At 31.0% G+C, this 26,994-nt stretch carries 20 protein-coding genes; 5 read left to right on the top strand and 15 right to left on the bottom strand.

What is annotated here, in order from left to right; all coding sequences use genetic code 11:
* Positions 1 to 21: 21 nt before the first annotated feature.
* The 9 genes from ABD715_RS02955 to ABD715_RS02915 form a co-directional block, all read right to left on the bottom strand.
* Positions 22 to 1,581: an FAD-binding protein gene (locus ABD715_RS02955; RefSeq protein ID WP_344786578.1), complete on the bottom strand. Its 1,560-nt coding sequence runs from the start codon at positions 1,579 to 1,581 to the stop codon at positions 22 to 24.
* A 6-nt stretch (positions 1,582 to 1,587) separates the two neighbouring features.
* Positions 1,588 to 1,935 (bottom strand): hypothetical protein, encoded by a 348-nt coding sequence (locus ABD715_RS02950; RefSeq protein WP_344786577.1) that lies wholly within the window; start codon positions 1,933 to 1,935, stop codon positions 1,588 to 1,590.
* A gap of 193 nt (positions 1,936 to 2,128) precedes the next feature.
* A complete protein-coding gene (locus ABD715_RS02945; RefSeq protein ID WP_344786576.1) occupies positions 2,129 to 2,329 on the bottom strand; it encodes a hypothetical protein in 201 nt (66 codons plus the stop codon).
* Positions 2,330 to 2,368: 39 nt separating this feature from the next.
* Entirely contained in the window at positions 2,369 to 3,625 is a 1,257-nt protein-coding gene (locus tag ABD715_RS02940) for a S8 family serine peptidase (RefSeq protein ID WP_344786575.1), read from the bottom strand.
* Between the two features lie 14 nt (positions 3,626 to 3,639).
* A complete protein-coding gene (locus ABD715_RS02935) occupies positions 3,640 to 4,218 on the bottom strand; it encodes a hypothetical protein (RefSeq protein ID WP_344786574.1) in 579 nt (192 codons plus the stop codon).
* Positions 4,218 to 4,898, bottom strand: a complete 681-nt coding sequence (locus tag ABD715_RS02930; protein ID WP_344786573.1) for a hypothetical protein — start codon at positions 4,896 to 4,898, stop codon at positions 4,218 to 4,220. Before ABD715_RS02930 ends, ABD715_RS02935 begins: the two co-directional genes overlap by 1 nt.
* Before the next feature lie 27 nt (positions 4,899 to 4,925).
* Entirely contained in the window at positions 4,926 to 5,756 is an 831-nt protein-coding gene (locus ABD715_RS02925; RefSeq protein WP_344786572.1) for a DUF2589 domain-containing protein, read from the bottom strand.
* 224 nt (positions 5,757 to 5,980) lie between these two features.
* Entirely contained in the window at positions 5,981 to 6,931 is a 951-nt protein-coding gene (locus ABD715_RS02920) for an alpha-E domain-containing protein (RefSeq protein ID WP_344786571.1), read from the bottom strand.
* Between the two features lie 9 nt (positions 6,932 to 6,940).
* Complete coding sequence (locus ABD715_RS02915; protein ID WP_344786751.1) at positions 6,941 to 8,392, bottom strand: circularly permuted type 2 ATP-grasp protein; 1,452 nt, start codon at positions 8,390 to 8,392, stop codon at positions 6,941 to 6,943.
* Positions 8,393 to 8,780: 388 nt separating this feature from the next.
* Between ABD715_RS02915 and ABD715_RS02910 the strand changes: the two genes are divergently transcribed.
* The 3 genes from ABD715_RS02910 to ABD715_RS02900 are packed head-to-tail and all read left to right on the top strand — an operon-like array spanning position 8,781 to position 15,589.
* Positions 8,781 to 12,122 carry a transglutaminase family protein gene (locus tag ABD715_RS02910; RefSeq protein WP_344786570.1) on the top strand — a complete coding sequence of 1,114 codons (3,342 nt, stop codon included), beginning with the start codon at positions 8,781 to 8,783 and terminating at the stop codon, positions 12,120 to 12,122.
* Between the two features lie 3 nt (positions 12,123 to 12,125).
* On the top strand, positions 12,126 to 14,687 hold the full coding sequence (locus ABD715_RS02905; RefSeq protein ID WP_344786569.1) for a circularly permuted type 2 ATP-grasp protein: 2,562 nt from the start codon (positions 12,126 to 12,128) through the stop codon (positions 14,685 to 14,687).
* Positions 14,687 to 15,589: a transglutaminase family protein gene (locus tag ABD715_RS02900; RefSeq protein ID WP_344786568.1), complete on the top strand. Its 903-nt coding sequence runs from the start codon at positions 14,687 to 14,689 to the stop codon at positions 15,587 to 15,589. The genes ABD715_RS02905 and ABD715_RS02900 overlap by 1 nt, the downstream gene beginning before the upstream one ends.
* Before the next feature lie 3 nt (positions 15,590 to 15,592).
* Here the strand turns inward: ABD715_RS02900 and ABD715_RS02895 are convergent, their stop codons facing one another.
* Both ABD715_RS02895 and ABD715_RS02890 read right to left on the bottom strand, forming a co-directional pair.
* Positions 15,593 to 16,222 (bottom strand): hypothetical protein, encoded by a 630-nt coding sequence (locus ABD715_RS02895; RefSeq protein WP_344786567.1) that lies wholly within the window; start codon positions 16,220 to 16,222, stop codon positions 15,593 to 15,595.
* Between the two features lie 205 nt (positions 16,223 to 16,427).
* On the bottom strand, positions 16,428 to 17,606 hold the full coding sequence (locus tag ABD715_RS02890) for a proline dehydrogenase family protein (protein ID WP_344786566.1): 1,179 nt from the start codon (positions 17,604 to 17,606) through the stop codon (positions 16,428 to 16,430).
* An 88-nt stretch (positions 17,607 to 17,694) separates the two neighbouring features.
* On the opposite strand from ABD715_RS02890, the gene aroB reads away from it, so the two are divergent.
* A complete protein-coding gene (gene aroB / locus ABD715_RS02885; RefSeq protein WP_344786565.1) occupies positions 17,695 to 18,762 on the top strand; it encodes a 3-dehydroquinate synthase in 1,068 nt (355 codons plus the stop codon).
* A 64-nt stretch (positions 18,763 to 18,826) separates the two neighbouring features.
* On the opposite strand, the gene ABD715_RS02880 is transcribed toward aroB, so the two are convergent.
* Genes ABD715_RS02880 through ABD715_RS02865 form a run of 4 tightly spaced genes read right to left on the bottom strand, consistent with a single transcriptional unit; the run spans position 18,827 to position 25,116 of the window.
* A complete protein-coding gene (locus tag ABD715_RS02880) occupies positions 18,827 to 21,184 on the bottom strand; it encodes a GumC family protein (protein ID WP_344786564.1) in 2,358 nt (785 codons plus the stop codon).
* A 12-nt stretch (positions 21,185 to 21,196) separates the two neighbouring features.
* Positions 21,197 to 21,976 (bottom strand): polysaccharide biosynthesis/export family protein, encoded by a 780-nt coding sequence (locus ABD715_RS02875; protein WP_344786563.1) that lies wholly within the window; start codon positions 21,974 to 21,976, stop codon positions 21,197 to 21,199.
* A 51-nt stretch (positions 21,977 to 22,027) separates the two neighbouring features.
* Positions 22,028 to 23,983 (bottom strand): polysaccharide biosynthesis protein, encoded by a 1,956-nt coding sequence (locus tag ABD715_RS02870; RefSeq protein WP_344786562.1) that lies wholly within the window; start codon positions 23,981 to 23,983, stop codon positions 22,028 to 22,030.
* Positions 23,980 to 25,116 carry a DegT/DnrJ/EryC1/StrS family aminotransferase gene (locus ABD715_RS02865; RefSeq protein WP_344786561.1) on the bottom strand — a complete coding sequence of 379 codons (1,137 nt, stop codon included), beginning with the start codon at positions 25,114 to 25,116 and terminating at the stop codon, positions 23,980 to 23,982. The genes ABD715_RS02870 and ABD715_RS02865 overlap by 4 nt, the downstream gene beginning before the upstream one ends.
* Before the next feature lie 831 nt (positions 25,117 to 25,947).
* On the opposite strand from ABD715_RS02865, the gene ABD715_RS02860 reads away from it, so the two are divergent.
* The gene (locus ABD715_RS02860; RefSeq protein ID WP_344786560.1) at positions 25,948 to 26,970 is read left to right on the top strand and encodes an NAD-dependent epimerase; all 1,023 of its coding nucleotides are present in this window, start codon (positions 25,948 to 25,950) and stop codon (positions 26,968 to 26,970) included.
* Positions 26,971 to 26,994: the final 24 nt, after the last annotated feature.

The raw sequence follows: 26,994 nt of genomic DNA, 5'->3' as shown, positions 1-26,994 counted from the left end.
ATTATTTTTAAATTTTGATATTTAGCCTAAACCAACAGTTTTTAAAAAGGTATTAGAGAATAACTCTTGCATTTCTGGCGATAATAATTTTTTACGTTGCGCTATCCAATCATCAGCTTTATCATCAAACATATAATTTACTAAACCAGGACATTTCCAATCACTATTTTTCCCCCAATGAATAGTAAAAGGTATATTATTAGTTTTTAAAACTTCTATCATTCGTCTAGAAAATTTTTCTAAACTCATTATCTTTTTAGTCTCATTCCAAAGTACACCATCAATTTCGATCATGCAGGTAATAGGGAATTTAGTAAAACCAATAGTAGCTTTAGTTTGTTTTACAAAACGTAATGCAAAAATACCTGGTATAGGCCCTTCTTCTCGGGTTAACTTCCCTAGTAAATTCATGGCTTTTTCAGAGTGTTTATTATCAATTCCAAAAGAACACGCAAACGCAGGACCTTGATATGGTGCATCCCAAAATATCTCTTTAAGCATACCTATTGTTTCTTCGTTTACAGCGGGTAAAATTGTTTTTCTTAAACGCTTAACTAACCAAGGAATACTTTTAGGTAATTTCTCGGCTAGTTTTACAAAGAGATAAATTAAATCTCTGTATAAAGATTCTTTTATATCTGGAAAGGGATCTGGGTAACTATCTTGGTAAGGCTTTTTAAACATCATTTCTATAACACAATCTGTTTCGTCGCTATATTGATTTATAAAAATCTTAAAATGAAATGGACGCTTACCTTTACCATCTGCATCAGTTTCACCAGGAATTGTAAATGTAGAGTTTTTAAAATCCATAGTATTAGCCATTTCAAAAGCAATGGTTTTACTAACTTTTTTTACATAGCGTTTTATAAGAAATACAGGCTCTGCTTCTATAACCACACCATGAATAAACCCAAAACCACCTAAGCCAACCAAAGCAGCATAAAACAATGCATCGTCTCGTATTACTCTAGAGTTTAAAGTTTGCGCAAAAGCATCACTTAATGCAGGTTTAGAATCGGGTTCTATATAAACAATATCGTCTGCATTTGGCCCCACAATAAGATTTAAACCAACAACATAATCTTGCACCGCACCTGTATCGATACCAGAACCATGTACACCTGTAGAAATACAACCTGCTATAGTTTGCCCATTACTAGCTCCTGTTGTTTTTAAAGACTTTCCGTTTTCTGCTAAAGTTTCTGACACTTCTTTTATGGTATTACCACACTCAAATAAAAACAAATTAGAAGCATCATAAGCACAATCTTGATGGCAATTAGCATCCAATATTGGCATAGAAATATTCATAAATCCATTAAAATGCATGCGGTCTTTATGGCTCGCAATATTATTCATAGACCATGCCGAGCCATAAGCGCGAAAACCTTCGCCTGCCTGCTTTGCCTCTTGTAATAGTCTTTGTATTTCGAGAGCTACATCGTTATAGCGGTCTACCTTTTTAGGCATAATGCGCTCGCCTTCTAATTTTGTTTGGTATAATACTTTTAAATCGAACGGACCATTTTGATGTAAAGTATTCCAGCTGTTTAATAACTTAGATTTTGTAGTTGCCATAACGTTTTAGTTTTGTGGTTTTTCGCATACATATTTAATCTTCACTTTTCGTTTTCTCCCAAAAGTTATGGCACTAAATAAAACGCCTCCAAATGTATTTCGATATTCTATAATATTTATTTTCCCAGATTCGCAAGCCTCTTTTTCTTTTACTAAATAGGTAAAATCTTTACCTGTTAAAGAAACACCAATAACAGTGTCAAGCTCTACAACTGCCATACCGCGATAGTAATCGTCTCTGTTAGAAAAAGGGTCTGGTTGTGGTGCTCCGTTTACATTTCGTAACCTTACAGAATAGCAAGATGTTAATACAAAACTAGTTGCTAGGAGTAATAAAATTTTAATAGGTTTCATAGTAAAATTATTAAAGTTATTTTCTGGTATTTTGCCTTTACTGCCAGAATTTTATGTGCAGCACAAAACGTATCTCTTTTAATCAAAACAGATTAATAAATAGCTTAATTAATTTTAGGAAGAGATTAATATATAATTTATTAGATTTAATTATAAAAAATCTAACACTTATATAGGTGTTTTTAAAACGTAGTTATAAATTGAAACTTTTATCTTCTTCAATTGATAGTATATACTTTAAAGACATTTCTGTTAATGTTTTATCAGCTTGAAGCTTTAGTATTTTTAAATTTGGATGATAATTAATTACCGTAAACCCCATACTTGCAAAATAATTAAGAATATGGGCATTTAAAACCACATTTTCTTTTAAAGTTGCCATATAGATTTTCATGTAACATTTTACCTTTTAATTATACTTAAAATTACTAAACTATATTATTTGTGCCAAACCTTGACCAACATCTCTTAATAATTGATTTGGTAATTGCTTAGCACGCTTTTCTAATTTTAACCAAATGCCTTCGGCCGATAAATTAGGAAATGCTTCCCAATACAAGGCTGCCAAACCAGCTACGTGTGGTGTTGCCATACTTGTACCGCTCATAGTTTTATACAAATCGCCATTACCAGCATTTTTAGACGATGAGCTATATACATTAACACCCGGAGCAGAAATATCAACCAAACCACCATTACTTGCATTAATACCTCCGTTAGAAAACCTAGCTACTTTTAATGCCTCGTCTAAGGCAGCAACAGACATAATAGACTCTGCATTTGCAGGACTACTAACGGGTCTTGGTAAACTTGGCCGGTTACTATCATTCCCTGCTGCTGCAATAATTAGACTATTTTGTTCTAAGGCTTTTCGGCCTACTTGCTCAAAAATAGGCGATGGTTTTTCTCCTATTTGAACAGGCGACCCTAAAGACATAGAAAGTACTTTATGGCCTTTTTCTAAACTATTATCTATAGCATCAATAATAGCACTTGTAGATCCGCTACCAGAATCGCTTAACACTTTTGCTATAGCAATATTAGCCTCGCTAGCAACACCATATCTTTTTTTATCTTTTGTCGATATAAAACCAGCTGCGGTACCCGTGCAATGCGTACCATGACCATGAGCATCAACATCCCATTTTTCTCCAAAAACAAAAGATTTTCCACTTATATTTCTATCTTTAAAGTCTGGGTGTTTGGCATAAAAACCAGTATCTAGTATACAAATATCTACCCCTTTGCCTGTAAAGTTATTTAACCCCATGCCAATGGCTGCGAGTCCCCATGTAAAATTTTTATCTACAATTGTTTTTTTATTTTCTTTAATAAACGCTTCTAATTCACCTAATTTATTAGATAAACCTAGCATTTGGTCTTTCATTTCGCTAATTAAATCGAGTTCTACTACCGGATTAAAGACACGATCTTCTTCCCAGTAAATTATAGGGTTAGACGCTGCAGTAGTAACACTATGAAGTTTTGCAACCTCGTAATCTTCAACTATGGCTAATCCTAAATTTTTTAAAAACAATCCGTTTCCAGAGCCTAAAACATCTTGTGCTCGCACATCCGAACTTAGTTCTGCAGACGATGTAAATTTAATACTCAAGTCTTTTTCGGTTTTTCTAATACTCGATTTACTATCATCTTTTAATTGAATAATATATTTATTTGAATTTTTCATGGCTGGTAAATAGTTTAATTATTAAGTTTTGAAAATGCTATATCGAGTAAAATGCTAATATCTTCTTGAAGAATGTCTAATTTTAATTTTTTATCGATAAGCGCAATTTGTTCGTTTGTTTTAAGGCTGCTCCATAAAGCTGTACATTTCTCTATGGTATCTGTTTTTTTTATAAGATCTTCTGTTATTAATTTAGACTGAAATGCAGAAAGCAGTAACTGGTTTATAGTTTCTGAAGCATTAAGTAAAAGGCCTTCTATAGTTTGTAAGGAGTGCTCTAAAATATTACTTAAACTAGATAAACAATGGTAACATGCTGTACGTAATAAATCGCGTCGTCTGGTTTTTACACGCTCTAAACTTAGAGGATCTATGCCAGAAACAGCAAGATCTAAATGTATTTTTAACTGACTTACGTTACCCTCTGCAGTACTCTCGCCTACTTGCCTATAATACTCTTGAGTACTGCTTAACAACTGCATTAACTTTTTATCTAAATTGAAATCTTTTTTAATAAATTTTTCATTTAAAGAAATTAACTCATCATTAAACCCTTCTAAATGTTGTTTTTTAAAATGAATGAGTACCGTCATTATTCAAAAATTATTTCTTCAATTTTATTACCTTTTTCGTCTTTTGCATTATGTATCCTAATACCTTCTTCAACCATTTCAACATTAAGTGTTAACAATATTTTCCCCTTATCTTTTTCGTCGCTTGTATTAGGATCGAAATAGATGTTGTTTAACTTAGATGAAATAGGTTTATATCTATTGGCTAAAGACTCTTTTAATATTTTTTCCAATTCTGCATTTTCTACTGATGCTACATCTGCAGATACATTAAAATTTCTTATTTTAATTAAGTCTAAAACCGGTTTTTTTAAATCTACTTTTAAAAGATTATCATTAGGCTTTGTAATAGGCTTGGTATTTCCTTTTTTTAAATCTGCTATAACACTTTTTAAGTTATCGCCTTTAAGCGTATTTTTGTTAATGGGTACAAGCTTTAAATTCTTTTCCTTGTTGACTAATTCTATTTTAGTATTAACATCTTTAAGAAACTGATTGTCATCCATTTCGAATTTATAGCTTGTATCTGAGTCTAATTCCGAAATTTTAATTGGAATACTAAGTTTTACCGATGGCATAGTAAAGCGAGGCACTCTAAAGTATTTTAAATAAGGATGCTTTGCATATTCTTTAGCAATAATAACAGCTTGCTCGTCTGCCTTTTTTCTAGCTTGGACTATCTCTTCATTGAGATAGTCCATGTAGTCTGATAGTTTTACCATATTATTTTATTCTGATAAAATACCCAATACTTTTTCTAATCCGCCAGGCATCTGGTCGTTTGTAGCCACAACCTTAACACCCATGGTGTATTCTTTTTCTACTCTTACGCCTGTGCTAGAAGATCGTTTATAAGAGGCAGATACTTTAAATTTAACTGGCCCCCAACCACCACTAGCACTTGCATCTATACCAAACTCGCTACTAACATCTTTGGTGTAAACAGAGTTTAATTTTACATTAAAATCTACCGTACAGTTTTCTATACGCAAACTAGGCACATTAAGTACAGATACAAAAGGGACATTAAGAGATACATCTTCTTTTAAGGTAGAACCTGGATTGTCTGGATCTGGCACTTCTTTTTTATATGAAAAATCTACCATACGCAAATCGCCATCGTCTGTAAAACCTACTTCTTTAATAAAATTTACGGTAGATAATGATGCATTTGCTTGCGCAGTTACGCAGGCATTTAAAGGGCCTCCAATTAAGTTTTCGAAATCTATACTACCTAATTCTGCAGCAAAATCTGCATTAGCAGCATCTAACGTAGAAAACTGATTTTCGTCTTTTTCCATTTGAGCAAAAATAGCATTAAGTAATTCTGATGAATTAGAAATATTAGCTTCCCATTTGGCATCGTAATTCTCTTTAAAAGAGTTTATAACTGCTACTAAATCTTCATTTTTAGTTTTTGGCAATTCACTAATTTGAATCCCACTAATTTTAGAATAATCGTCTCCTAAAACTTCGCTAATTCCTGTTAATAAATCGACAAGTTCTTTCTTTGTCTTTTTTGAATGGTCTTGGTTTAAAATACTTTGTAATTTTTTCATTTGTTTTAAGTCTTAAAAAGGTTAAAATTCTAGTTTTAACAAAGTTTAAAAAATTAAACATCTGAAAGTAAAGGCTATATGCTGATTCGCTTAGGGTGTTTTTCCCTTTTTTTTTAAGTTCTATTAATATTTAAATACAAATTACAGCCTTAGCCTAACAAAAAACAGCCATATAATAACGTAATTATTATATGGCTGTTTTATATTTTAAACGAATAACTAATTTAATATATACTAAAATAATCTTTATCCATTTTTTCGCCTACTAAGCTTAAATCGTCTACAAGTGTTTCTATAAAAGATTTTAAATTGCCTTGTACATCGTCTATAGTTTTATATTCGTATTCTGCAGTTAATTTACCTATTAAAAATGCAGCAGAATCTGGGTGAGGTCTCTCGTTACCTGCAATAACATTTATATAGCATTTAATATTATTTAGAGAATTCATTATAGAACGTGGGCATTTTGGGTTTAATATTAAAAACTCTAAAACAGAATGACTTGTTGGTACTTTTCTATAATGTCTTCGCATCATATCGTATACTTCAACACATTTAAGTAAAGTGGTCCACTCGTAACTTGTGTTAACAGACTCGCCTAAATTTACTTTTTCTATTAAAGCATCGTTATATTTAGAATTTATTATCCTTATAACTTGATTGGCTCTTTCTATATAAATACCAAGCATAATTATAGCATACACTTCGTCATGCAATAGTGTAGCTCTAATTTTTGTACGCAACAAAGTAACCTGAGTACTTACCATGGTTGTAAAATCGAACAATCCATTTTTTACAAATACATCTGGCGAATAGTTATTTACGGTTCTATTAAGTGTATTTATGGCTTCGTATAACTCTGTAGATATTAAATCTCGTGCACCACTTGCGTTTTGCTGTGCATTTTTTATTGAGGTTAAAATAGAATATTGCTTTTCTGGATTTAAACCTATGTTATAAATAACATCTTGCTCTATATGCGTTTTAGGATTTTTTAATTCTTCTTCTTCTGCTACGAAAAGCATAGATCGTAAAACAAACTCTCGCGATTGCGACAATTCGTTTGGAGCGTCTAAAGACGAAAAGTAATTTACTTTTAAATATCTTGCTAAATGTTCTGAGCGTTCTATATAACGCCCCATCCAAAATAAATTATTGGCTACTCTTGCTAACATAAAATTGTTTTATTTTTTTAATACCCAAGTATCTTTAGATCCTCCACCTTGCGATGAATTTACAACCAAATTACCTCTTTTTAATGCAACTCTAGAAAGTCCGCCTTTTAAAACAAAATCTTTATCTTTTCCTAAAAGTGTAAAAGTTCTTAAATCTACATGTCTAGGTTCAAAAGAGTTTTCTTCCTCTATGTATGTGGCATGTGTAGATAAAGACATTATAGGTTGTGCAATATATTTTCTTGGGTTTTGCTTAATAGTAGTTCTTACTTTTTCAATCTCTTCTTTGGTTAATCTATTTCCTATAGAAATACCATAACCACCAGACTCGTCAACTGGTTTAATTACTAATTTATCTATATTTTCTAAAACATATTTAAATTCGTCTGGCCTACTACAATGGTAGGTATGTACATTACTTAAAATAGGTTCTTCATCAAGGTAATATTTTATAATTTCTGGCATGTAAGTATAAATAGCCTTATCGTCTGCTACACCAGTGCCTGGTGCATTTACCAAACAAATTTTTCCTTTTAAATACGATTTAAATAAACCTTTAACACCCAAAACAGAATCTTTATTAAAAGCATCTGGATCTATAAAAGCGTCGTCTACACGTCTGTAAATAACATCTACACGCTCTAAACCTTTTATAGTTTTCATGTACACAAAATCGTTTTCAATAAATAAATCTCTACCTTCAACTAGCTCTACTCCCATTTGTCTTGCCAAAAACGAATGCTCGTAATATGCAGAATTATAAACCCCTGGTGTAAGCACAACACATTTTGGCATATCTACACCTTTTGGCTTAACAGATTCTATAATATCTAATAAATTCTGACCGTAATCTGATACATTATAAGATTTATAGTGATTAAAAACTCCAAATAAAGTTCGTTTTAAAGCCTCTCTATTTCCAATAACATAACTTACTCCAGAAGGACACCTAATATTATCTTCAAGCACATAATAGTTACCGTCTTTGTGCTTAATTAAGTCTGTTCCAGAAATATGATTATATATGCCACCTGGAGGGTTAAACCCAACCATTTCTTTTAAAAAGTTAGCAGAAGAGCTTATTAAATCTATAGGGACAATATCTTGCTTAATAATTTTTTGGTCGTGGTATACATCCCACAAAAATAGGTTTAACGCTTTACTACGTTGCAAAGCACCTTTTTCTATTTCTAACCACTCATTATTACCTATTATTCGAGGAAACAAATCAAAAGGAAATATTTTCTCTTTAGTTTCTTTATCGCCATAAACCTGAAATGTAATGCCCTGATTAAAAAATGCATCCTTAGCCTTATCGTTAAGGTTTGCAAAATCGTTTACATCATATTTACTAAATAAATTAAATAGCGTTTTATAAACCTCCCTTACTTCATTATTTGTTTTAAAAATTTCATCATAAAACCTAGAATCAAATTCATACGACGAAAAAATAGGTAGCATAGTTTTTACTTTCAAAATGAGTTTCTTTTTGGTAAATCTAATAAAATAAAACAGAAAATCACATGCTAAAATGTTAATAATTTATATAATTATTTGCTATTTTAGCATATCGATGATTTATTTTCATCAATAATTATTTTTTATTAAAAAATATTCAACATCTTATTTTGTCATAAAATGAAAAAATGCTGTCAAAATTTTCTGTATTTTCATTAAAATACAATAAAAATAGCAACTCTATATATAATGGTAAAATTTATACAGAGAATTAATAATTCTTTAATATTGAGTTTATTTAAAACACCTATAATTATATAAAATTGCAACTGTTTTAATTTCTATTTAACTAATTTCACACCGTTCATAACATTCGAAAAAAATTGTATCTATGGCATTAAAAATTGTAATATCACATAAAACAACATATAAATATGACCGTTTTGTTAAACTGTCTCCACATATTTTTAGGTTAAGACCTGCTCCGCATAGCAGAACACCAATAGAATCTTACTCTTTAAAAATTAAGCCAGAAAATCATTTTTTTAACTGGCAGCAAGATCCTTTTGGAAATTATTTAGCGCGTGTTGTTTTTCCTGATAAAACAGAAGAATTATCTATAGATGTAGAAATTATAGCCGACTTAAAAACTATAAACCCTTTTGATTTTTTTGTAGAAGAATCTGCTGAAGAATTTCCGTTTAAATATACAGATACCATTAAAAAAGAGCTTCTACCCTATTTAGAAGTTACCGAAAAAGGCCCTTTGTTAAAAGATTTTGTAAAATCTATTGACATAACACCTCGAAAAACCATCTACTTTTTAATAGATATTAATAGAAAAATATACGAGTATTTAAGTTACAATATAAGAATGGAACCTGGTGTACAAACCTGCGAAGAAACCTTAACACATAAAACGGGTTCTTGTAGAGATTTCGCTTGGTTGTTTGTGCAAACACTTCGTCGTTTAGGGTTTGGAGCGCGTTTTGTTTCTGGGTATTTAGTACAACTAAAATCTGACGAAAAATCGTTAGACGGTCCTTCTGGCCCTGAAGAAGATTTTACCGATTTACACGCATGGGCAGAGGTATATTTACCTGGCGCTGGTTGGATTGGTTTTGATGCCACTTCTGGTTTATTAGCTGGCGAAGGCCATATACCCTTAGCTTGCACACCTTCTTTTGAAAGTGCTGCTCCAGTTTATGGATTATCTGATGTTTGCGAAACTACATTTGAATTCGAAAACAAGGTAACACGAATTTTTGAATCGCCTAGAGTAACAAAACCATATACAGAAGAACAATGGAATGCTATTGACAAATTAGGACACAAAGTTGAAAAACAATTGCAAAACAACGATGTAAGGCTAACCATGGGAGGAGAACCTACATTTGTTTCTATAGATGATATGGAGTCGGCCGAGTGGAATACAGATGCCGATGGCAAACATAAAAGAGCGCTTGCAGCAGATTTGTCTAAACGTTTATTAAATGAATTTGGGCCAGGAGGCTTTTTACATCATGCACAAGGTAAATGGTACCCAGGAGAACCTTTGCCTCGATGGTCTACAGAGTTATGCTGGAGAAAAGATGGCAGAAAGATATGGTTTGACCATACGCTATTAGCTGCGCTTACAGACGATGTTACTATACCAGAAAATGCCGATGTTTTATTTCTAAAAACACTAACTAATTATTTAGGAATATCTGACGAACACATTATTCCAACCTTTGAAGATGCTTTTTATTTCCTTTGGGAACAAGGTAAATTACCTGTAGATTTTAATCCTAGTGAAGATGAAGACAGCTCGTTAGCTGAGAAAAAAATAAGCGAAATACTTAAAAGCGGAACATCGAAACCTGTTGGCTACATATTACCTTTAAATAAAACCCAAGACCAATGGTTTTCTAGTGCTTGGACCTTTAGAAGAAACCATTTATTCTTAACACCAGGAAATTCTCCTATAGGCTTGCGTTTACCTCTAAATTCTTTAATGGAAAAACCAGAACACGAAATTTTTCCTAATTACGAACCCGACTTATTTTCTAAAAGAAAAAGACTGCCTAGTTTTAGACGTGTGGTAGCCAAAAGACATGAAAAATTCTTAAAAAAAGGACCAAATAAAAAACTACCTAACTATTTTGTAAGAACTGCATTGTGTGCAGAGATTAGAGAAGGTAAATTACACCTTTTTTTACCACCTTTAGATGGTGCCGAAAACTTTTTAGACTTACTCTCTTCTATAGAAGCTACAGCAAAAGAATTAAGAATTCCTGTTATTTTAGAAGGATACGAACCACCAAAAGACAACAGATTAGAATCTATGAAAATAACACCAGACCCTGGTGTTATTGAAGTAAATGTACACCCAACAAGTAATTGGCAAGATCTTAAAGACAATACATTTACTATTTACAACCAAGCCAAAAAAGCAAGACTTGGTACAGAAAAATTTATGCTAGATGGTAAACACACAGGTACAGGTGGCGGAAACCATGTTACATTAGGCGGTACAACACCTAAAGACAGTCCGCTATTAAGAAAACCAAGTTTATTAAGAAGTTTGCTAACATTTTGGCAACATCACCCAGGACTTTCGTACCTGTTTTCTGGAGCCTTTGTTGGCCCAACAAGTCAGGCTCCTCGTGTAGACGAAGCCAGACAAGATAACCTTTACGAGCTAGAAATAGCCTTTAGCCAAATACCCAAAGATGGCAAAGTCCCTTTTTGGTTAACAGATAGATTGTTTAGGCATTTACTAACCGATTTAACAGGTAATACGCATAGAGCAGAATTCTGTATAGATAAATTATACTCACCAGACTCATCATCAGGAAGACTTGGTATATTAGAACTTAGAGGTTTTGACATGCCACCACACCCGCAAATGAGTTTAATGCAAAACTTATTGGTTAGAACCTTAGTATCTTGGTTTTGGAAAAAACCTTACGAGCACGATTTAGTGCGTTGGGGAACAGAATTACATGATAAATTTTTAATAGAACACTTTGTAAGAGAAGATATTAAAGACATTGTATACCAGTTAAATAAAGCAGGATATAGATTTAAAGAAGATTGGTTTAATCCCTTTTTCGAATTTAGGTTTCCATTGCATGGCATGGTAAATATAAATAATATTCATCTGGAGTTACGATCTGGTATAGAACCTTGGAATGTACTTGGAGAAGAGATGACTGGTGGCGGAACAGCAAGATATGTCGATTCGTCGGTAGAAAGGCTACAAGTCAAAGTAAATAATTTTACAGATGAAAGATTTGTTTTATCTTGCAACGGTGTAAAAGTTCAATTAAGAAGTACTGGTATAAAAGGAGAATATGTTGCAGGAATTCGTTATAAAGCTTGGAATCCCTACTCAGCTTTACACCCTACAATAGGCGTAGACACACCTTTGGTTTTTGATATTGTTGATACTTGGAATAAACGCTCTATTGGTGGTTGCACCTATTTTGTAGCGCATCCAGGAGGTAGATCGTACGAAACATATCCAGTTAACAGCTTTGAAGCAGAATCGAGAAGAATTAATCGTTTTTGGGATTTTGGACATACACAAGGAGAAATTAAGCCTGCTAAGAAAGTTAAAAAAGGAGAATCTATCACTGTTAGTAGAAATGTTTCCAAACAACAAGGCAGCTCAAAGAAATTTAAATATGAAGAAATTCCGGTTAACCCTGAATTCCCTAATACTTTAGATTTAAGGTTAAAAAAATAATTAATGGCAAAACCGGTTAATACATTATTTAATAATTATTTCAAAGATTTTAAAAATTATGATGAAGTTTTAAAATCTAACATGACAACTAATTCCAATTGGGATAAGTTGCTTAGTAATGTTACAGAAGTTGGTGAAGATACTTTAGTAGAAAAACAAAAAGATATAGATTGGTTACTCGCAGAAAATGGGGTAACCTACAATGTATATAACGACCCCATTGGATTAAATCGTCCTTGGAATCTTAATATCATTCCTTTTGTAATTAATCAGGAAGAATGGCATACGCTAGAAGAAGGCTTAAAGCAAAGAGCAGAGCTATTAAATCTAGTTTTAAAAGATATATATGGTAAACGAGAATTAATAAAAAATGGTATTGTACCGCCAGAAATTATATATGCACATCGTGGTTTTTTAAGAAACTGTGATCAAATTAAATACAAAACTGCAAAACAGTTATTAATTCATTCTGCAGATCTTGCAAGAGGTCCAGACGGAAGAATGTGGGTAGTTAACGACCGTGCCGAAGCACCTTCTGGCATGGGCTATACTTTAGAAAACAGATTTTCTACAAGTCGTGTTTTACCAGAGCTTTTTAAAGGTATTAACGTTAAGCAACCTTTTAATTTCTTTAAAGATTTTAATAGACTATTAATAAATTCTGATCCTAATAAAAAAGAGAATCCTAATATAGTAATATTAACTCCGGGTCCGCATAACGAAACGTATTTTGAGCATGCATATTTATCTTCTTTTTTAGGTTACCCTTTAGTTAAAGGAAACGATTTAGTTGTAAGAGATGATAAAGTATGGATTAAAACATTAAAAAGTTTAATTCAAGTAGATGTTATTTATAGACGTGTAGACGATGCTTTTGTAGATCCGTTGGAGCTTAGAGGCGATTCTTATTTAGGTGTCGCAGGATTATTGGATGTAGTAAGACAACAAAACGTAAGCATTATTAATCCTGTAGGAAGCGGTGTTTTAGAAAACCCAGGGCTAATACCGTTTATGAATTCTATATCGAAGTATTTTTTAAACGAAGACTTAAAACTACCCCAAATAGCATCTTGGTGGTGTGGACAAAAAAAGGAACTCGACTTTGTTTTAGGCAACTTAAAACGATTTGTAGTTAAACCCATAGATAGAACAAACAGACAAAGTATTTATTTTTGCGAATTTTTAAGTGATGAAGAATTAGAAGAATTAAAAAAACGAATTTTAGCAAAACCATACCGCTTTGTGGCACAAGAAAAAATTTATTTCTCTACTGCACCAAATTTTTCAAAAGGCAGATTAGAACCTAGAAAAGTTATGTGTAGAACCTTTTCTGTAGCTAAAGACGAAGGATATAGCGTTATGCCTGGTGGTTTAGTGCGCGTTGCTCCCGAAGGAGAAAATAGTCGTGTTTCTTATCAGCGTGGTGGTACAAGTAAAGACTTTTGGGTTACAGATGATAATGCTATAGAAAAAAATAACACACAGCGTTACAATTGGAGCCACTCTACAACAAGTTTACGAACAAGTATAGATAACCTACCTAGCAATACTGCAGAAAATTTATTTTGGTCTGGGCGCTATTTATCGCGTACCTTGGTTACAGCTAGATATATAAGGATGGTTTTAAACCAAATGGCAAATTCTGAGTTTTCTAAACGAGATTCAGATTCTGAAACACTTTGTATTTTATTTCAATCGGTTACACATCTTACTTCTATTTTCCCTGGCTTTACGGGCAAAAACAAAGAAAAGGCGTTAGAAAATCCCATGAAAGAACTTACTACTGTTTTATTCGACGAAAACAGTGTTGGCAGCTTAGCACACTCCATTTCTGCTTTTAACAATTCATATTATACGCTAAGAAACTTATGGTCTAAAGATATTTGGGTGGTTTTTGATGCCATGCAAAAATCTTGGAATAAATTTGATGAAAAGCACAAAAACAACATCCATAAAATTACTAAATTGCTAGACAATATTATTACCAAGCTTATTGCTTTTATGGGCTTAATAGAGGAAAGTATTTTAGTAGAACAAGGTTTATTACTCTATTTTATAGGATTACAAATTGAACAAGCAACCCTAACTATAGAAAAATCTAGAGCCTTACTAGTAATTAATCAAGAAGAAAATGTAGAATACGACATTTTAGAATCGCTATTAAACAGTCATGAAAGTCTTAATATTTATAGATACAGCTTCAAATCGTACTTAAATATCGAAAATGTAATAAATTTAGTTTTATTAGATAAATCTTATGCTAGATCTTTAAAATATCAATTATTCAGAATGAAAAAAGATATTTTTAGATTACCAACAAAAAATAATGATACTGAATATACCAAATCTCAACAAGCCATTTTAGATGCCTGTAATTTAATTGAAACAGTAAATGCTAAAACACTTTCTCAACTAAATAGTGATCATATTTCGCGAACCAATCTAGACGATTTTCTAGCATCCATAAGCGATTTGCTACATAAAACATTTATGGTTATTACAGACACGTATTTTAATCATTCAGATCAACAAAAGCAATTAGTTAAACAAAATTACTTGTCATAATGCTTTTTTCAATAATACATACTACAAGCTATAAGTACAACAACAATGTTACTTACTGTCACAATATTGCAAACCTAAAACCAAAATCTTTTATTGGGCAAGATTTGGTAAAGCATACGCTAGAAATAACACCAAACCCAAGTAGTTTACACGAAGACAGCGATTTTTTTAAAAATTCAATTACGCGTTTTTCTATACAACAACAGCATAAAGAATTAATTGTAACTGCAAAAAGTTTAGTTGAAAGAAACTATGGTTTACAACCAGATATTTATACATCTAAAGCATGCCAAGAAACAACATTAAATGATGCCTTAGCTGCTTTAAAAACATTAGATGCCGAAGTTTTAGATGTAAGGCAATTTGTTTTAGATTCTGTACTCATAAATAAAATTTCTGATGATATACACCAATATGCTATAAAATCCTTTAAACCAGATCGTTCTGTTTTTGAAGCTGCTAACGAGTTAATGGAGCGTATATTTAATGAGTTTAAATTCGACCCAAAATTTAGTACAGTTGCCACACCTATTGATGAGGTTATGAAAGAGAAAAAAGGTGTTTGTCAAGATTTTGCACAAATAGCTATTGCCTGTATTAGATCTGTAGGTTTACCTGCCCGATACGTAAGTGGTTATATTGAAACCTTACCGCCTCCTGGCAAAGAAAAACTAGTAGGAACAGATGCCTCGCATGCATGGTTTTCGGTATATATACCTAGTTTTGGTTGGGTAGATTTCGATCCTACAAATAATCAAATACCAAAAGACCAACATATAATTGTAGCTTATGGCCGAGATTACTATGATTTACCACCGTTAAAAGGAGTTATTTTTGGTTCTGGAAATAGTAAAATGAGTGTTTCTGTAGATATAAGACCTGCAAATGAAGTTAAAGGTTAATTATTAATCAACTATATTTTCTTTTCCAAGAATTATATCTCTTTCGGTAACAAATAACCCTTCCTTTTTATCGAGTTTTAAAATTCTCTTTAACCCATTGGTGTTCTTTATTTTTTCTCTACAATCTTCTGTTAATAAAGGGTCGTCGTCAAAAAGAAAGGTTTCTATTTTGTATTCTGGTTTGCTTGGTTCTTTAATTATGGGATGAATTTGTTTAAAGTCACTACCGTAAATATAAGAACCTGGCACAAAAGTGTAAAAAGTATAACGCCCATCAGAGTCGGTTTTAACCCAACCTCTGTGATGCACATAACGCTTTTTATTTTGTCTTTTTAATTCGAAATTTCCGTTTTCATCGGTTTGATGAATAAAAAGCATTACATCTTTAGCAGGTGTTACACCATCGCTTTCGTAAATAATACCAGTAATTTTTAATTTATTTGATTTTGAAACAAAATCTGGAATAGTGTCTATATTATTCAACTTTTGCTCTGAATAATCGTATATAGGACTTCTTTTTTTATAATTCTCTGGTTTATCTTTAGAATTGTTGACTGTTTTTTGAGCATAAATCTTAGTATTATTTAAGCCAAGTAAACATATAAAGCAAAAAAAGTTAATTAGGTTTTTCATTGGGGAATTCATTTTAATCAACTTAAAATTAAACATTTAAAACCTCACACAAAAAAATACTATATAAACTATTAAATTATACGGTAAAGTGATTTTACTTGTAAATTTAATCGATAAAACCCCACTCTATACCTATTATAACATTTATACTTTATATGCTTATTTAGCTATTTAAATATTTTAAAATTAGTAAACAACACCCTTTTTAACGCACTAATTTTCTTCGTTTTTTCTCATTTACAATTAGCGCCAATTCTCTACCTGTTTGCCCAGCTACAGATGTGTTTTCTTCTGCGCGTCTTATTAAATATGGCATTACATCTTTTACAGGGCCAAAAGGCATATACTTAGCGACGTTATAGCCTTTATTTGCCAAATTATAGCTTATATGATCGCTCATACCATAAAGTTGACCAAACCAAATACGACTATCATTATTTTTTAAATTTTGCGCTTTCATTAATTTCATTAATAAATAAGCACTATCTTCATTATGTGTTCCTGCAAAAATAGATATCTCATCTAAATTGTTGAGTATATACTCCAAACCTGCATTAAAATTCTGATCTGTAGCAAATTTATTTTTACACATTGGTGAGGCATAATTATTTGCTTTTGCTCTATCGTTTTCTTTCTCTAAATATGCCCCTCTAACAATTTTATATCCTAGGTAAAAGCCATTATTTTTAGCCAATTTATGCTGTGCTTTTAAAAACTCTAATCTATCATGTCTGTACATTTGCAGCGTGTTAAAAACAATCGCCTTTTCGGTATTGTACTTTTGCATCAAATTTGTAACTAAGTTATCTGCAGCATCTTGCATCCAACTTTCTTCGGCATCAATTAAAACCGCAACATCACTTTCTTTAGCTTTTTTACAGACACGATCAAATCTATCTACTATTCTATTCCATTCTTCCTGTTCAGCAGTAGTAAAAGCATCTCCTCTACCTTTCTTTTCATATAAGTAAAACCTACCAAAACCTGTGGGTTTAAAAACAGCTATAGGAATAGCATCTCTTTCGTTTGCGAAATCAATAATTTTTAATATTTTTTCCATGGCAGAGTCAAACTCTTTCTCGTTTTCTTTACCCTCTACCGAGTAATCTAAAACAGAACAAACACCTTTTTCAAACATTCTATTAATAGGTTGCAAACAATCTTCTTCGTTTACACCACCACAAAAATGGTCGAAAACCGTAGATCTTATTAAACCTTCAATTGGTAAATGTGCTTTTAAAGCAAAATTAGTTGCTGCAGTACCTATTCTTACCAAAGGTTCTATAGATATCATTTTAAACAAAAAATATGCACGTTCTAACTCAGAGTCAGATTTAAGAGAAAAAGCAATCTCTGTATTTTCAAAAATTTGTTCTTTAATCATTTTAATATATGAATATAATTGCTACGAAGTTACCATTTTATCTAAAAACTCCTTAATTTCACAACCTTAAAAATAATTTCGCATATTAATGAACTCTATTACAGCTAATAACGGTATTATACATTTTAACGATGTTTGTTATCCATCTATAAATGAACACCTTAAAAAAAACAACTTTTCGAAAATTTTTATTTTAGTAGACAACAATACCCACGAACATTGTTTGCCTTACTTTTTACAAAGGCTAGAAACAAATGTTGTTATTGAAATAATTGAAATTGAAGATGGAGAAATTAATAAAACCATTGACACATGTGTTGGCGTTTGGGAAACTTTATCTGAATTGGATGCAGATCGAAAAAGCTTACTAATAAATGTTGGTGGTGGTGTAATTACCGATTTAGGTGGTTTTGTTGCATCTACTTTTAAACGCGGTATTGCATATATAAATATACCCACAACACTTCTATCTATGGTTGATGCTTCTGTTGGTGGAAAAACAGGTGTAGATTTAGGGCATTTAAAAAATCAAATTGGTGTAATTAGCACTCCAGATATTGTATTAATAGATACCAATTATTTAAAAACTTTACCAGAAAACCAACTACGCTCTGGCCTTGCAGAAATGCTAAAACATGGTTTAATTACCGGAGAAACTTATTGGAATAAATTTGCAAATTTAGATGCTTTAACGATTAACAACTTAGATACTTTAATTTATGAATCTGTTTTAATTAAAAAAGATGTTGTAGATAAAGACCCTCGTGAAAACGGATTACGAAAAACACTTAATTTTGGACATACTCTAGGACATGCTATCGAATCATATTTTTTAAGCAGCCCAGAAAAAGAAACGCTATTACATGGAGAAGCTATTGCTGTTGGTATGGTGTTGGCTTGTTATTTGTCTTCTAAAACTTCTGGTTTCCCAATGGAAACTACTAATAGTATAAAAGAACAGTTTTCTAATTATTACGGTAAAATAACTATTGAAAATAAAGATTACGCACCAATAATTGAATTACTTAAATACGATAAGAAAAACAACCATGGTAATATCAATTTTGTTTTGCTAAAAAATATTGGAGAAACTTTAATTGATTGTAAAGTTGAAGATCAACTTATACTAGACGCCTTCGAGTATTATAAGCAATAAAAAAAACAAAGGCTGTAATTAAAATTACAGCCTTTGTTTTTTTTATAAGTTTGTATATTTAGATTTAGGCTTTACCCCTTTTAAACCAACTCTTTTTACCAGTATCTACGTAATATCCGTATTTCCCTCCATATCCTAAATTAGATTGATCTACATCGTTAACAACAAGCATCATATTATTAAGTTTTTTGTCTTGGTGTAACTCCTTAGTAAAACGAAGTAACTCTTTATCTGTATAACCACCTCTACACACGTATATTGTATGTCCAGCATACTCACTAATAAGTAATGTATCTGTTACAAGCATAGCTGGAGCTGTATCAACAACAACATAATCGTATTGACTAGAGACTGTATCAAATAATTCCTTAACTCTTCCATTCATCAATATTTCAGCTGGATTTGGAGGAATTTTTCCAGATAAAAGAACATCTAGCTTAATATTATTTATAGTATGCTCTTTTATAATATCTTCTGTACTTATAGATTTTTCTACCAAATATTCAGTAAGCCCTACTTTGTTATCAACAGACTTTTCTAATCCTTTAAAAACTTGAGGGTTTCTAATATCTGCACCAATTATTAATACTTTTTTCTTTGATCTAGCCATGGTTAAAGCTAAATTCATACTAAAAAAGGACTTTCCTTCTCCATTTACAGTCGATGTAACAAATACAACATTGTTATATTGCTTAACTTCTCGACCTTTTCTTATGTAATCAAAATTGGTTCTTATAATTCTAAAAGATTCTGAGAGAGCAGATCTATCGCTTATCTCTACTAAGTTTTTATCAGATCGTTTTAATCTAGGCGTTTCTCCTAAAATAGGAATTTCGTTAATTTCATATATTAAATCTTCTTTGTTATGAATTTTAGTATCAAGAAGTTCTTTAACATATATAACCCCAAAAGGAATAAACAAACCAAGAAATAAAGCACCTACATATAAACCTGCTGCATTAGGAGATACTGGTATACCAAAACCAAAAGCCTCATCTACAATCTTTAAATTTGGAGCTGTAGCTGTTAAGGTAATCGCAGACTCTTCTCTTTTTTGTAATAGATATAAGTACAACTGCTCTTTAATTCCTTGTTTTCTCTCTATAGAACGTAATTTTCTCTCCTGACCAGGAACCGATAATATTTTAGAATTTATACGATTAGATTGATTTTGAAGACTACTCATTCTTATATTTAAAGAATTTGAAGAGTTATTTATACTCTGAGACAAACTCTCTCTAATGCTTACTAAGTTTTGGTCTAGCTCTATAACCAGTGGGTTTTTTTCTCCAGCTGTTTTTAATAAACTTTTTCTTTTATTTAATAATTCGTTATACTCTCTTGAAAGTGCATTTAAATCACTATCGCCCATACCTAAATTAGACGGAAGCATTTTAAATCCAGTAGCATCCTTTTTTAAGGACGATTTCATATAACTTAAAATTCTTTTCTGAGTATTAATAGCATCTAATTCCTGCTCATTTTGTGCACTTGATGCTAAAAACTGACCTGCTTCAGAGGCGACATCTGTTACTTTATTACCTCTTTTAAAATTAACAATACTATCGTCAACATTAACTAAGTCTGAAGCCACTAAACTTATACGTTCATCTATATAATTAACAGTGTTTTCAGACCTTTTATTTTTCACTTGTGAAGTATAAATATCATATTCATATATCAAAGCATTTATAATATCTTTAGCCCTATTTTCTATAGGATCTACTAACCCAATGGTTATTATTTTAGATGCTTTTGCAGACTGAAACACATATATTCTCTCTCTTAAAACTTTAGCAACATAATCTAATGGCTGCAATTCAACTCTAAAAGATTTTCCTGCTAAAGTGTTAACAGATTTTGTTTTAGGGGTAACAATTACCTCTCCAAAAAATGTAGGTATAGCTTCTCCAAAAGCTGCTTTAGTAGGCTCGTCATCTTCATCTATGCGGTAATTAAAATCACTATCAGAAATAACATCTATGTGTATGTTATAATATATATCATTTATAATAGAATCTGGAGCTATAAAATTTACAGTAATCGGATTGTTTCTATAAAGTTCCGTTTCTAAAACTCGCCCCGAAGTAAAATATTTTAAACTTAAATCTAGTTTTTGAGTTAAACTTTTAATTAACCCCCTTGATTTAAAAACAACAATTTCATCTTCTATTTTAGCATCTTCGTTATCCGAAAACATTGCTATATCACTAAAAGCAGCACCTGGAGATGTCTTATCAGACTCACTAATTAGCATTATATTTGCTATGGCTTCATATTGTGGAGTAGCATATCTAATTAAGACATAAGCCAAAGATAGAAAAAGCAGAATGCTAGCTATAAACCATTTCCATTGCTTTATGTATACAAGAATAACCTTCTTTAAATCAAATCTTGAGGATACTTCGTTAACGCTATTCATAATAAAATAATACTAGTTTCTTGTTAAAAAGATAAGACTTGTTGTCAAAATAAATGAAGTAATACTTATAATAGTTCCAACACGAGAATCTCCAGAAGCATTACTAATTGAAGAATTGTTAGGCTCTACATAAACAATATCGTTTTGAGTAAGATAAAACACAGGAGAGTTAAAAACCTCTTTATTTGTCAAATCAACACGCGTATAAGTTTTAGTTCCATTAAAATCTCTTATAACAAGAACATTATCACGTCTTCCTTTAATCGATAAATCTCCTGCTAAACCTAAAGCCTCCAGTATTGAAACACGTTCTCCTGAAACATTATAAACACCTGGTCTATTTACAGCACCATTTATAGTTACTCTAAAATTTTGTAACCGAATTAAAATAACAGGATCTTTAAGAAGTTGACCTTCAGAAAACTTAGTTTTAAATAAATTTTTAGCTTCATCTATTGTTAACCCTAAAAGCTTTATTTTTCCAAGAACGGGATAATCTATATTTCCCTCTGCATCTATTAAATAATCGATAAGTTGCCCATTACCTTGTCCTCCACTTTCTGCAACTAAATTATAAGGGCGAGTAACTTCTGGATTTATCGTTGACACATAAATTTGTAAAATATCGCCTATTTTTAATTTTGCCTTAAAACTATCAGTATCTACAATAGTTTCAAAGTTTTTTGCATTTTGAAAATAAACAATATCCTTTTTAGTATAACACGAACTTAAAACTATTGAGAGTAATATGCATATACAAAAGGCTCTGCTTTTGGGTAAGAGAAATTTCATTCTATAAAATTAGTTTGGGGATGAAGTTACTAAAAAAACAATAAATATAAATTATATGCTACCTAATGTCTTGCTCTTATTATTAGAACCAGCTATGTTTTTAGCTTTTTTATACGTTTGTACACGTTTATCAAACTTCTCGTAATCAGAATTATTAGATTTATATTCAGGAATTAAACGTTTCATTTTCATTACAATATTGTTGTTTTGAAAACGGTTAGTTATACAAAGCTCTTCTATCTCAGATTTTACTTGCTTATAATCTAAATCTCTAGTTTTGCTTATCATTATTTTTTTATGATATGTAGACAGTGTATTTTCTCCATTAGCTAACAACTCTTCATACAACTTTTCTCCAGGTCGTAATCCTGTAATTTTAATGTCAATATCTTCTGGAAATCTTAATCCAGATAATTTAATCATATTTTTAGCTAGGTCATAAATCTTAACAGATTCACCCATATCAAATATAAATATTTCACCTCCTTTACCCATCGTTCCTGCTTCTAATACAAGCTGTGAAGCTTCAGGTATAGTCATAAAATATCTTGTAATTTCTTTGTGAGTAAGCGTTAAAGCCTTACCATTCTCAATTTGTTTTTTAAACAAAGGAATAACCGACCCGTTAGATCCTAATACATTACCAAAACGTGTTGTTATAAACTTTGTTTTACTTTCTTTTTGTAAACAACTAATATACATTTCTGCCATACGCTTAGTTGCTCCCATAACGCTTGTAGGGTTTACAGCTTTATCTGTAGAAACAAACACAAACTTTTTAACGTTATACCTAGAAGCTGTATCTGCTAAAAGCTTACTTCCGTTTACATTTATTTTTATAGCCTCGTATGGAGATGCTTCCATAAGTGGTACGTGTTTATAAGCAGCAGCATGAAAAACCATTGTTGGTTTATGATCTTGAAATATACTATCTATTCTCAATCCATCACGAATATCGGCAACAATAGCAGTATAGTTCTTTTTACCGTTTTGTTTTAATTCTTGTTGTACATCGTATAAAGCAGACTCTGCTTGATCGACTAGAATAAGTTTTTTAACATCAAAATTAGATAATTGTTTAACCAACTCACTTCCAATAGACCCTGCAGCTCCTGTTACTAAAACAGTTTCTCCATTAAATTCATTTAATAAATTTGGATTATCTATTTGAATAGGTGCTCTTCCTAATAAATCTTCAACTTGGAATTGCTTAATTTGATTAGAATTTAATTCACCATTAATCCATTTCTCAATGGCAGGAACTTTTTTAATCTCTACGTTTAAATCTGTTAAACTATCAACCAACTCAATTAAGTTCTTAGCTTCAATAGTTTGAGATGCTACAATAATTTCTTTAATAAAATTATCTTGTATATAATCAGTAGTAACTTTAGAAAAAGGTATAATTTTTACACCATTAATGTGTTTTCCTTTCTTTTTAATGTCATCATCAATAAAGCTAACCACATTAAATTTAGTATTAGTATTACTTAATAAAGCATTATATGTTATTATACCAGACTCTCCTGCTCCATAAATTAAAATATTTTTAGATGCAGATAATTTGCATTTTAAGTTATTGTAGGAAAACTTAAAAATTAAACGACTACCACTTAAAGCTACAAAACTAAACAAAGCATGAATTACTATAATAGATATTGGAATAGTAAAACCTGGTAGTATATTAATAGACTGGTTTAATAAAACAAATAAAACACTACTAGTAGCTATTAACGATACCGATTTAAAAACGTTTACAACATCTGTAAATCCGGTATGTCTAATAACACTTTTATAAGAACCAACTAGTAAAAAACTAAATAAAGTAATGGTTAATAAAAAAGGGATTTGTACTAAAAACTGATTTAATTCGAAGCCTAAAGTAAAGTTGAACCTTACTAAATAAGCCATAATAAAAGTTAGTAATACTATAGTTAGGTCTATACCTAATACCAGCCATTTCGAAGCATATTTCTGAGAGTAAAACGAAAAGTAATTCTTGATCATGATAAGTTTGGGGTTTTAGCAATTACGTTTAAAATTCTATCTAAATCTGTTTGTGTTAAATTAGATCCGCTTGGTAAGCAAAGACCTATATCAAATAATTTTTCTGAAGTACCATTGGTAAACGATAAACAATCTTTAAAAACCGGTTGCATATGCATAGGTTTCCATAAAGGTCTAGATTCTATATCGTCTTTTAATAGTTCTAATCTTATGTTTTCTCGTTGTTCGTAAGATTTTGTTTTTATGCAAGTAATCCATCTGTTAGAGTAAAAACCTGTTGGTTCTTCCAAAAACTCAATGTCATCAAATTTTTCTAAATTGGCTTTATAGAAATCGTAAACACCTCTTCTAGCCTGAACTCTATCATCTAGAACTTCCATTTGTCCTCTTCCAATGCCTGCTAAAACATTACTCATTCTATAGTTATAACCTACAGAAGAATGTTCGTAATGAGGTGCATTATCTCTTGCTTGAGTCGAAAGGTGTATAGCTTGCTTTTTGTAATCTTCATTATTTGAAACCAAAGCACCTCCACCAGATGTTGTAATTATTTTATTTCCATTAAAAGAAAAAATACCTATGTCAGATAATGTTCCGCAATGTCTTCCTTTATAAGTACTACCAAGAGCTTCGGCACTATCTTCTATTACAGGAATATCGTATTTTTTTGATATTGCAATAATTTCATCTGCTTTATAAGGCATTCCATATAAATGTACCGCAACAATTGCTTTTGGTTTTTTATTGGCTTCTAATCGATTTTTAATCGCTATTTCCAATAATTCAGGACACATGTTCCAAGTATCTACTTCACTATCAATAAAAACAGGCTTAGCTCCTAAATAAACAATAGGATTTGCAGAAGCAGAGAATGTAAAACTTTGACATAGTACTTCGTCTCCAGCAGAAACTCCTAATAATTCTAAAGCTATATGTATACTTGCTGTACCAGAACTTAATGCAGCAACATGGTAATTATCGCCTCCAATATATTTTTTAATATCGTCTTCAAACCCATTTACATTTGGGCCTAATGGAGCTATCCAATTTGTTCTGAAAGCCTCGTTTACAAAATCCTGTTCAGAACCACCCATGTGTGGTGATGATAAGTATATTTTTGTTTTAGTTAACATAAAATATTTATTAAATATAATTTACAACGCTTACGTTATATTAATTATTATTTTAAATTTTCTTATCGTGAATTCCCCCTTTGTGCAGTGAAATTAACAAAAATCAAATTAAATTTTTTACATTTAATACATGTTAAATTTTATTTAGAAAGCAGCTTTTATAACGGAGGGAGAAATAAAAGATAGCACTTTACAAAACAATAGTATTAAATTAATTTCTTGCTATTAATCAATTTAATTTTTTAAATTCTGAAGCAAATTTAGTGATTGTTTTAAATTAATAATTAAAGAATCTTGATATTTCGCTAAAACAGTGATTAAAATCGGTTAACTACACGTCTAACGCATAGAAATAAAAAAAAGTACATAAAGCTTCGTTTTACGGTCAACCAAACATATAAATTACTGTAAAACAATATTTTACAAATTAAAGCGATTTTATTAAAAGCACCTAAGCACAACTTATATAATAACAAAAATAAAGCCTAATTAAACCTAAAACAAACATCATTTTATATTTAAATTATCAAATAAATTATTTTAAAACTTCTTTTTTAGATATTTTTAATTTATAAGTTAAATTTTTTTCAAATTAACAATTATTACCAATTCGTTTTTACCTTAAAAATTTTTATTATTTTTAAAAACTTAAGCTGTTAAACTAAAAATCATTATTTTTTTTCTTTTTAATACCTTTTTCTATAAAAAACGTAATATTTATTCATAATTTAATCTTCCAATCAATTGATTTTTTAATCTTTGCCTCAAATACTATTCATTTCTCAAACTCATTATTAAACTAGTCTTACATAAACATAACCAAACATAATCATGAAAATACTTGTAACAGGAGCTGCTGGCTTCATAGGTTTTTACACATCAAAAGTACTTTTAAATAACGGACATAGCGTTGTTGGTCTTGATAATATAAACGACTATTACGACGTCAATTTAAAGTATAACAGATTAAAAGAATTAGGAATAGATACCAATGAAGCGTCTGAGTTTAATAAAGCTTGCCAAAGTAAAAAAGACCTATCGTTTTCGTTTGTTAGAATGAATTTAGAAAACAGAGAAGAACTACCTAAACTGTTTGAAAACGAAAAATTTGATGTTGTTTGTAACCTAGCTGCACAAGCAGGTGTTCGTTACAGTTTAGAAAACCCAGAATCTTATGTCGATTCTAATTTAGTTGGTTTTTTAAACTTATTAGAATGCTGTAGAAATTTCAAAATTAAACACCTAGTTTATGCTAGTAGTTCTAGTGTTTATGGTTTAAACAAAAAAATACCATTTTCAACCTCAGATAATGTAGACAACCCTATTAGCCTTTACGCTGCAACTAAAAAAAGCAACGAATTAATGGCTCATACCTACAGCCACCTATTTAAAATACCAACTACAGGACTTCGTTTCTTTACCGTTTATGGGCCTTGGGGAAGACCAGATATGGCTATGTTTTTATTTACAGATGCTATTGTAAACAACAAACCTATTAAAGTATTTAATTACGGAAAAATGGAACGTGATTTTACATATATAGACGATATTGTTGAAGGTGTTGTTAGAATTCTTGAACATCCTAACAAAGAAAGAATTGAAAAAAACGACTTATACAAAGTTTATAATATTGGTAATAACAATTCTGTAAAACTTTTAGATTTTATAAAGGAAATAGAAATAAACCTAGGCACAGAGGCAGAAAAAAACATGATGCCTATTCAACCAGGAGACGTAGAGCGTACTTGGGCTAATGTAGACGATTTAATTAGAGACTATAACTATAAGCCCAACACATCTATAGCTAGCGGTGTTAAAGCATTTGTAGATTGGTACAAAGGTTATTACAAATAATAATCTGTTTTTATAGATATACAT

It is taken from the genome of Postechiella marina (assembly GCF_039538365.1).
Classification (GTDB): domain Bacteria; phylum Bacteroidota; class Bacteroidia; order Flavobacteriales; family Flavobacteriaceae; genus Postechiella; species Postechiella marina.
This window is presented reverse-complemented; position numbering and strand designations above follow the sequence as displayed.

Bases quoted from the DNA above. Each gene is read 5' to 3' on its own strand.
- ABD715_RS02955 (WP_344786578.1), bottom strand. From the start codon at position 1,581: ATGGCAACTACAAAATCTAAGTTATTAAACAGCTGGAATACTTTACAT.
- ABD715_RS02950 (WP_344786577.1), bottom strand. From the start codon at position 1,935: ATGAAACCTATTAAAATTTTATTACTCCTAGCAACTAGTTTTGTATTA.
- ABD715_RS02945 (WP_344786576.1), bottom strand. From the start codon at position 2,329: ATGAAAATCTATATGGCAACTTTAAAAGAAAATGTGGTTTTAAATGCC.
- ABD715_RS02940 (WP_344786575.1), bottom strand. From the start codon at position 3,625: ATGAAAAATTCAAATAAATATATTATTCAATTAAAAGATGATAGTAAA.
- ABD715_RS02935 (WP_344786574.1), bottom strand. From the start codon at position 4,218: ATGACGGTACTCATTCATTTTAAAAAACAACATTTAGAAGGGTTTAAT.
- ABD715_RS02930 (WP_344786573.1), bottom strand. From the start codon at position 4,898: ATGGACTATCTCAATGAAGAGATAGTCCAAGCTAGAAAAAAGGCAGAC.
- ABD715_RS02925 (WP_344786572.1), bottom strand. From the start codon at position 5,756: ATGAAAAAATTACAAAGTATTTTAAACCAAGACCATTCAAAAAAGACA.
- ABD715_RS02920 (WP_344786571.1), bottom strand. From the start codon at position 6,931: ATGTTAGCAAGAGTAGCCAATAATTTATTTTGGATGGGGCGTTATATA.
- ABD715_RS02915 (WP_344786751.1), bottom strand. From the start codon at position 8,392: ATGCTACCTATTTTTTCGTCGTATGAATTTGATTCTAGGTTTTATGAT.
- ABD715_RS02910 (WP_344786570.1), top strand. From the start codon at position 8,781: ATGGCATTAAAAATTGTAATATCACATAAAACAACATATAAATATGAC.
- ABD715_RS02905 (WP_344786569.1), top strand. From the start codon at position 12,126: ATGGCAAAACCGGTTAATACATTATTTAATAATTATTTCAAAGATTTT.
- ABD715_RS02900 (WP_344786568.1), top strand. From the start codon at position 14,687: ATGCTTTTTTCAATAATACATACTACAAGCTATAAGTACAACAACAAT.
- ABD715_RS02895 (WP_344786567.1), bottom strand. From the start codon at position 16,222: ATGAAAAACCTAATTAACTTTTTTTGCTTTATATGTTTACTTGGCTTA.
- ABD715_RS02890 (WP_344786566.1), bottom strand. From the start codon at position 17,606: ATGATTAAAGAACAAATTTTTGAAAATACAGAGATTGCTTTTTCTCTT.
- aroB (WP_344786565.1), top strand. From the start codon at position 17,695: ATGAACTCTATTACAGCTAATAACGGTATTATACATTTTAACGATGTT.
- ABD715_RS02880 (WP_344786564.1), bottom strand. From the start codon at position 21,184: ATGAATAGCGTTAACGAAGTATCCTCAAGATTTGATTTAAAGAAGGTT.
- ABD715_RS02875 (WP_344786563.1), bottom strand. From the start codon at position 21,976: ATGAAATTTCTCTTACCCAAAAGCAGAGCCTTTTGTATATGCATATTA.
- ABD715_RS02870 (WP_344786562.1), bottom strand. From the start codon at position 23,983: ATGATCAAGAATTACTTTTCGTTTTACTCTCAGAAATATGCTTCGAAA.
- ABD715_RS02865 (WP_344786561.1), bottom strand. From the start codon at position 25,116: ATGTTAACTAAAACAAAAATATACTTATCATCACCACACATGGGTGGT.
- ABD715_RS02860 (WP_344786560.1), top strand. From the start codon at position 25,948: ATGAAAATACTTGTAACAGGAGCTGCTGGCTTCATAGGTTTTTACACA.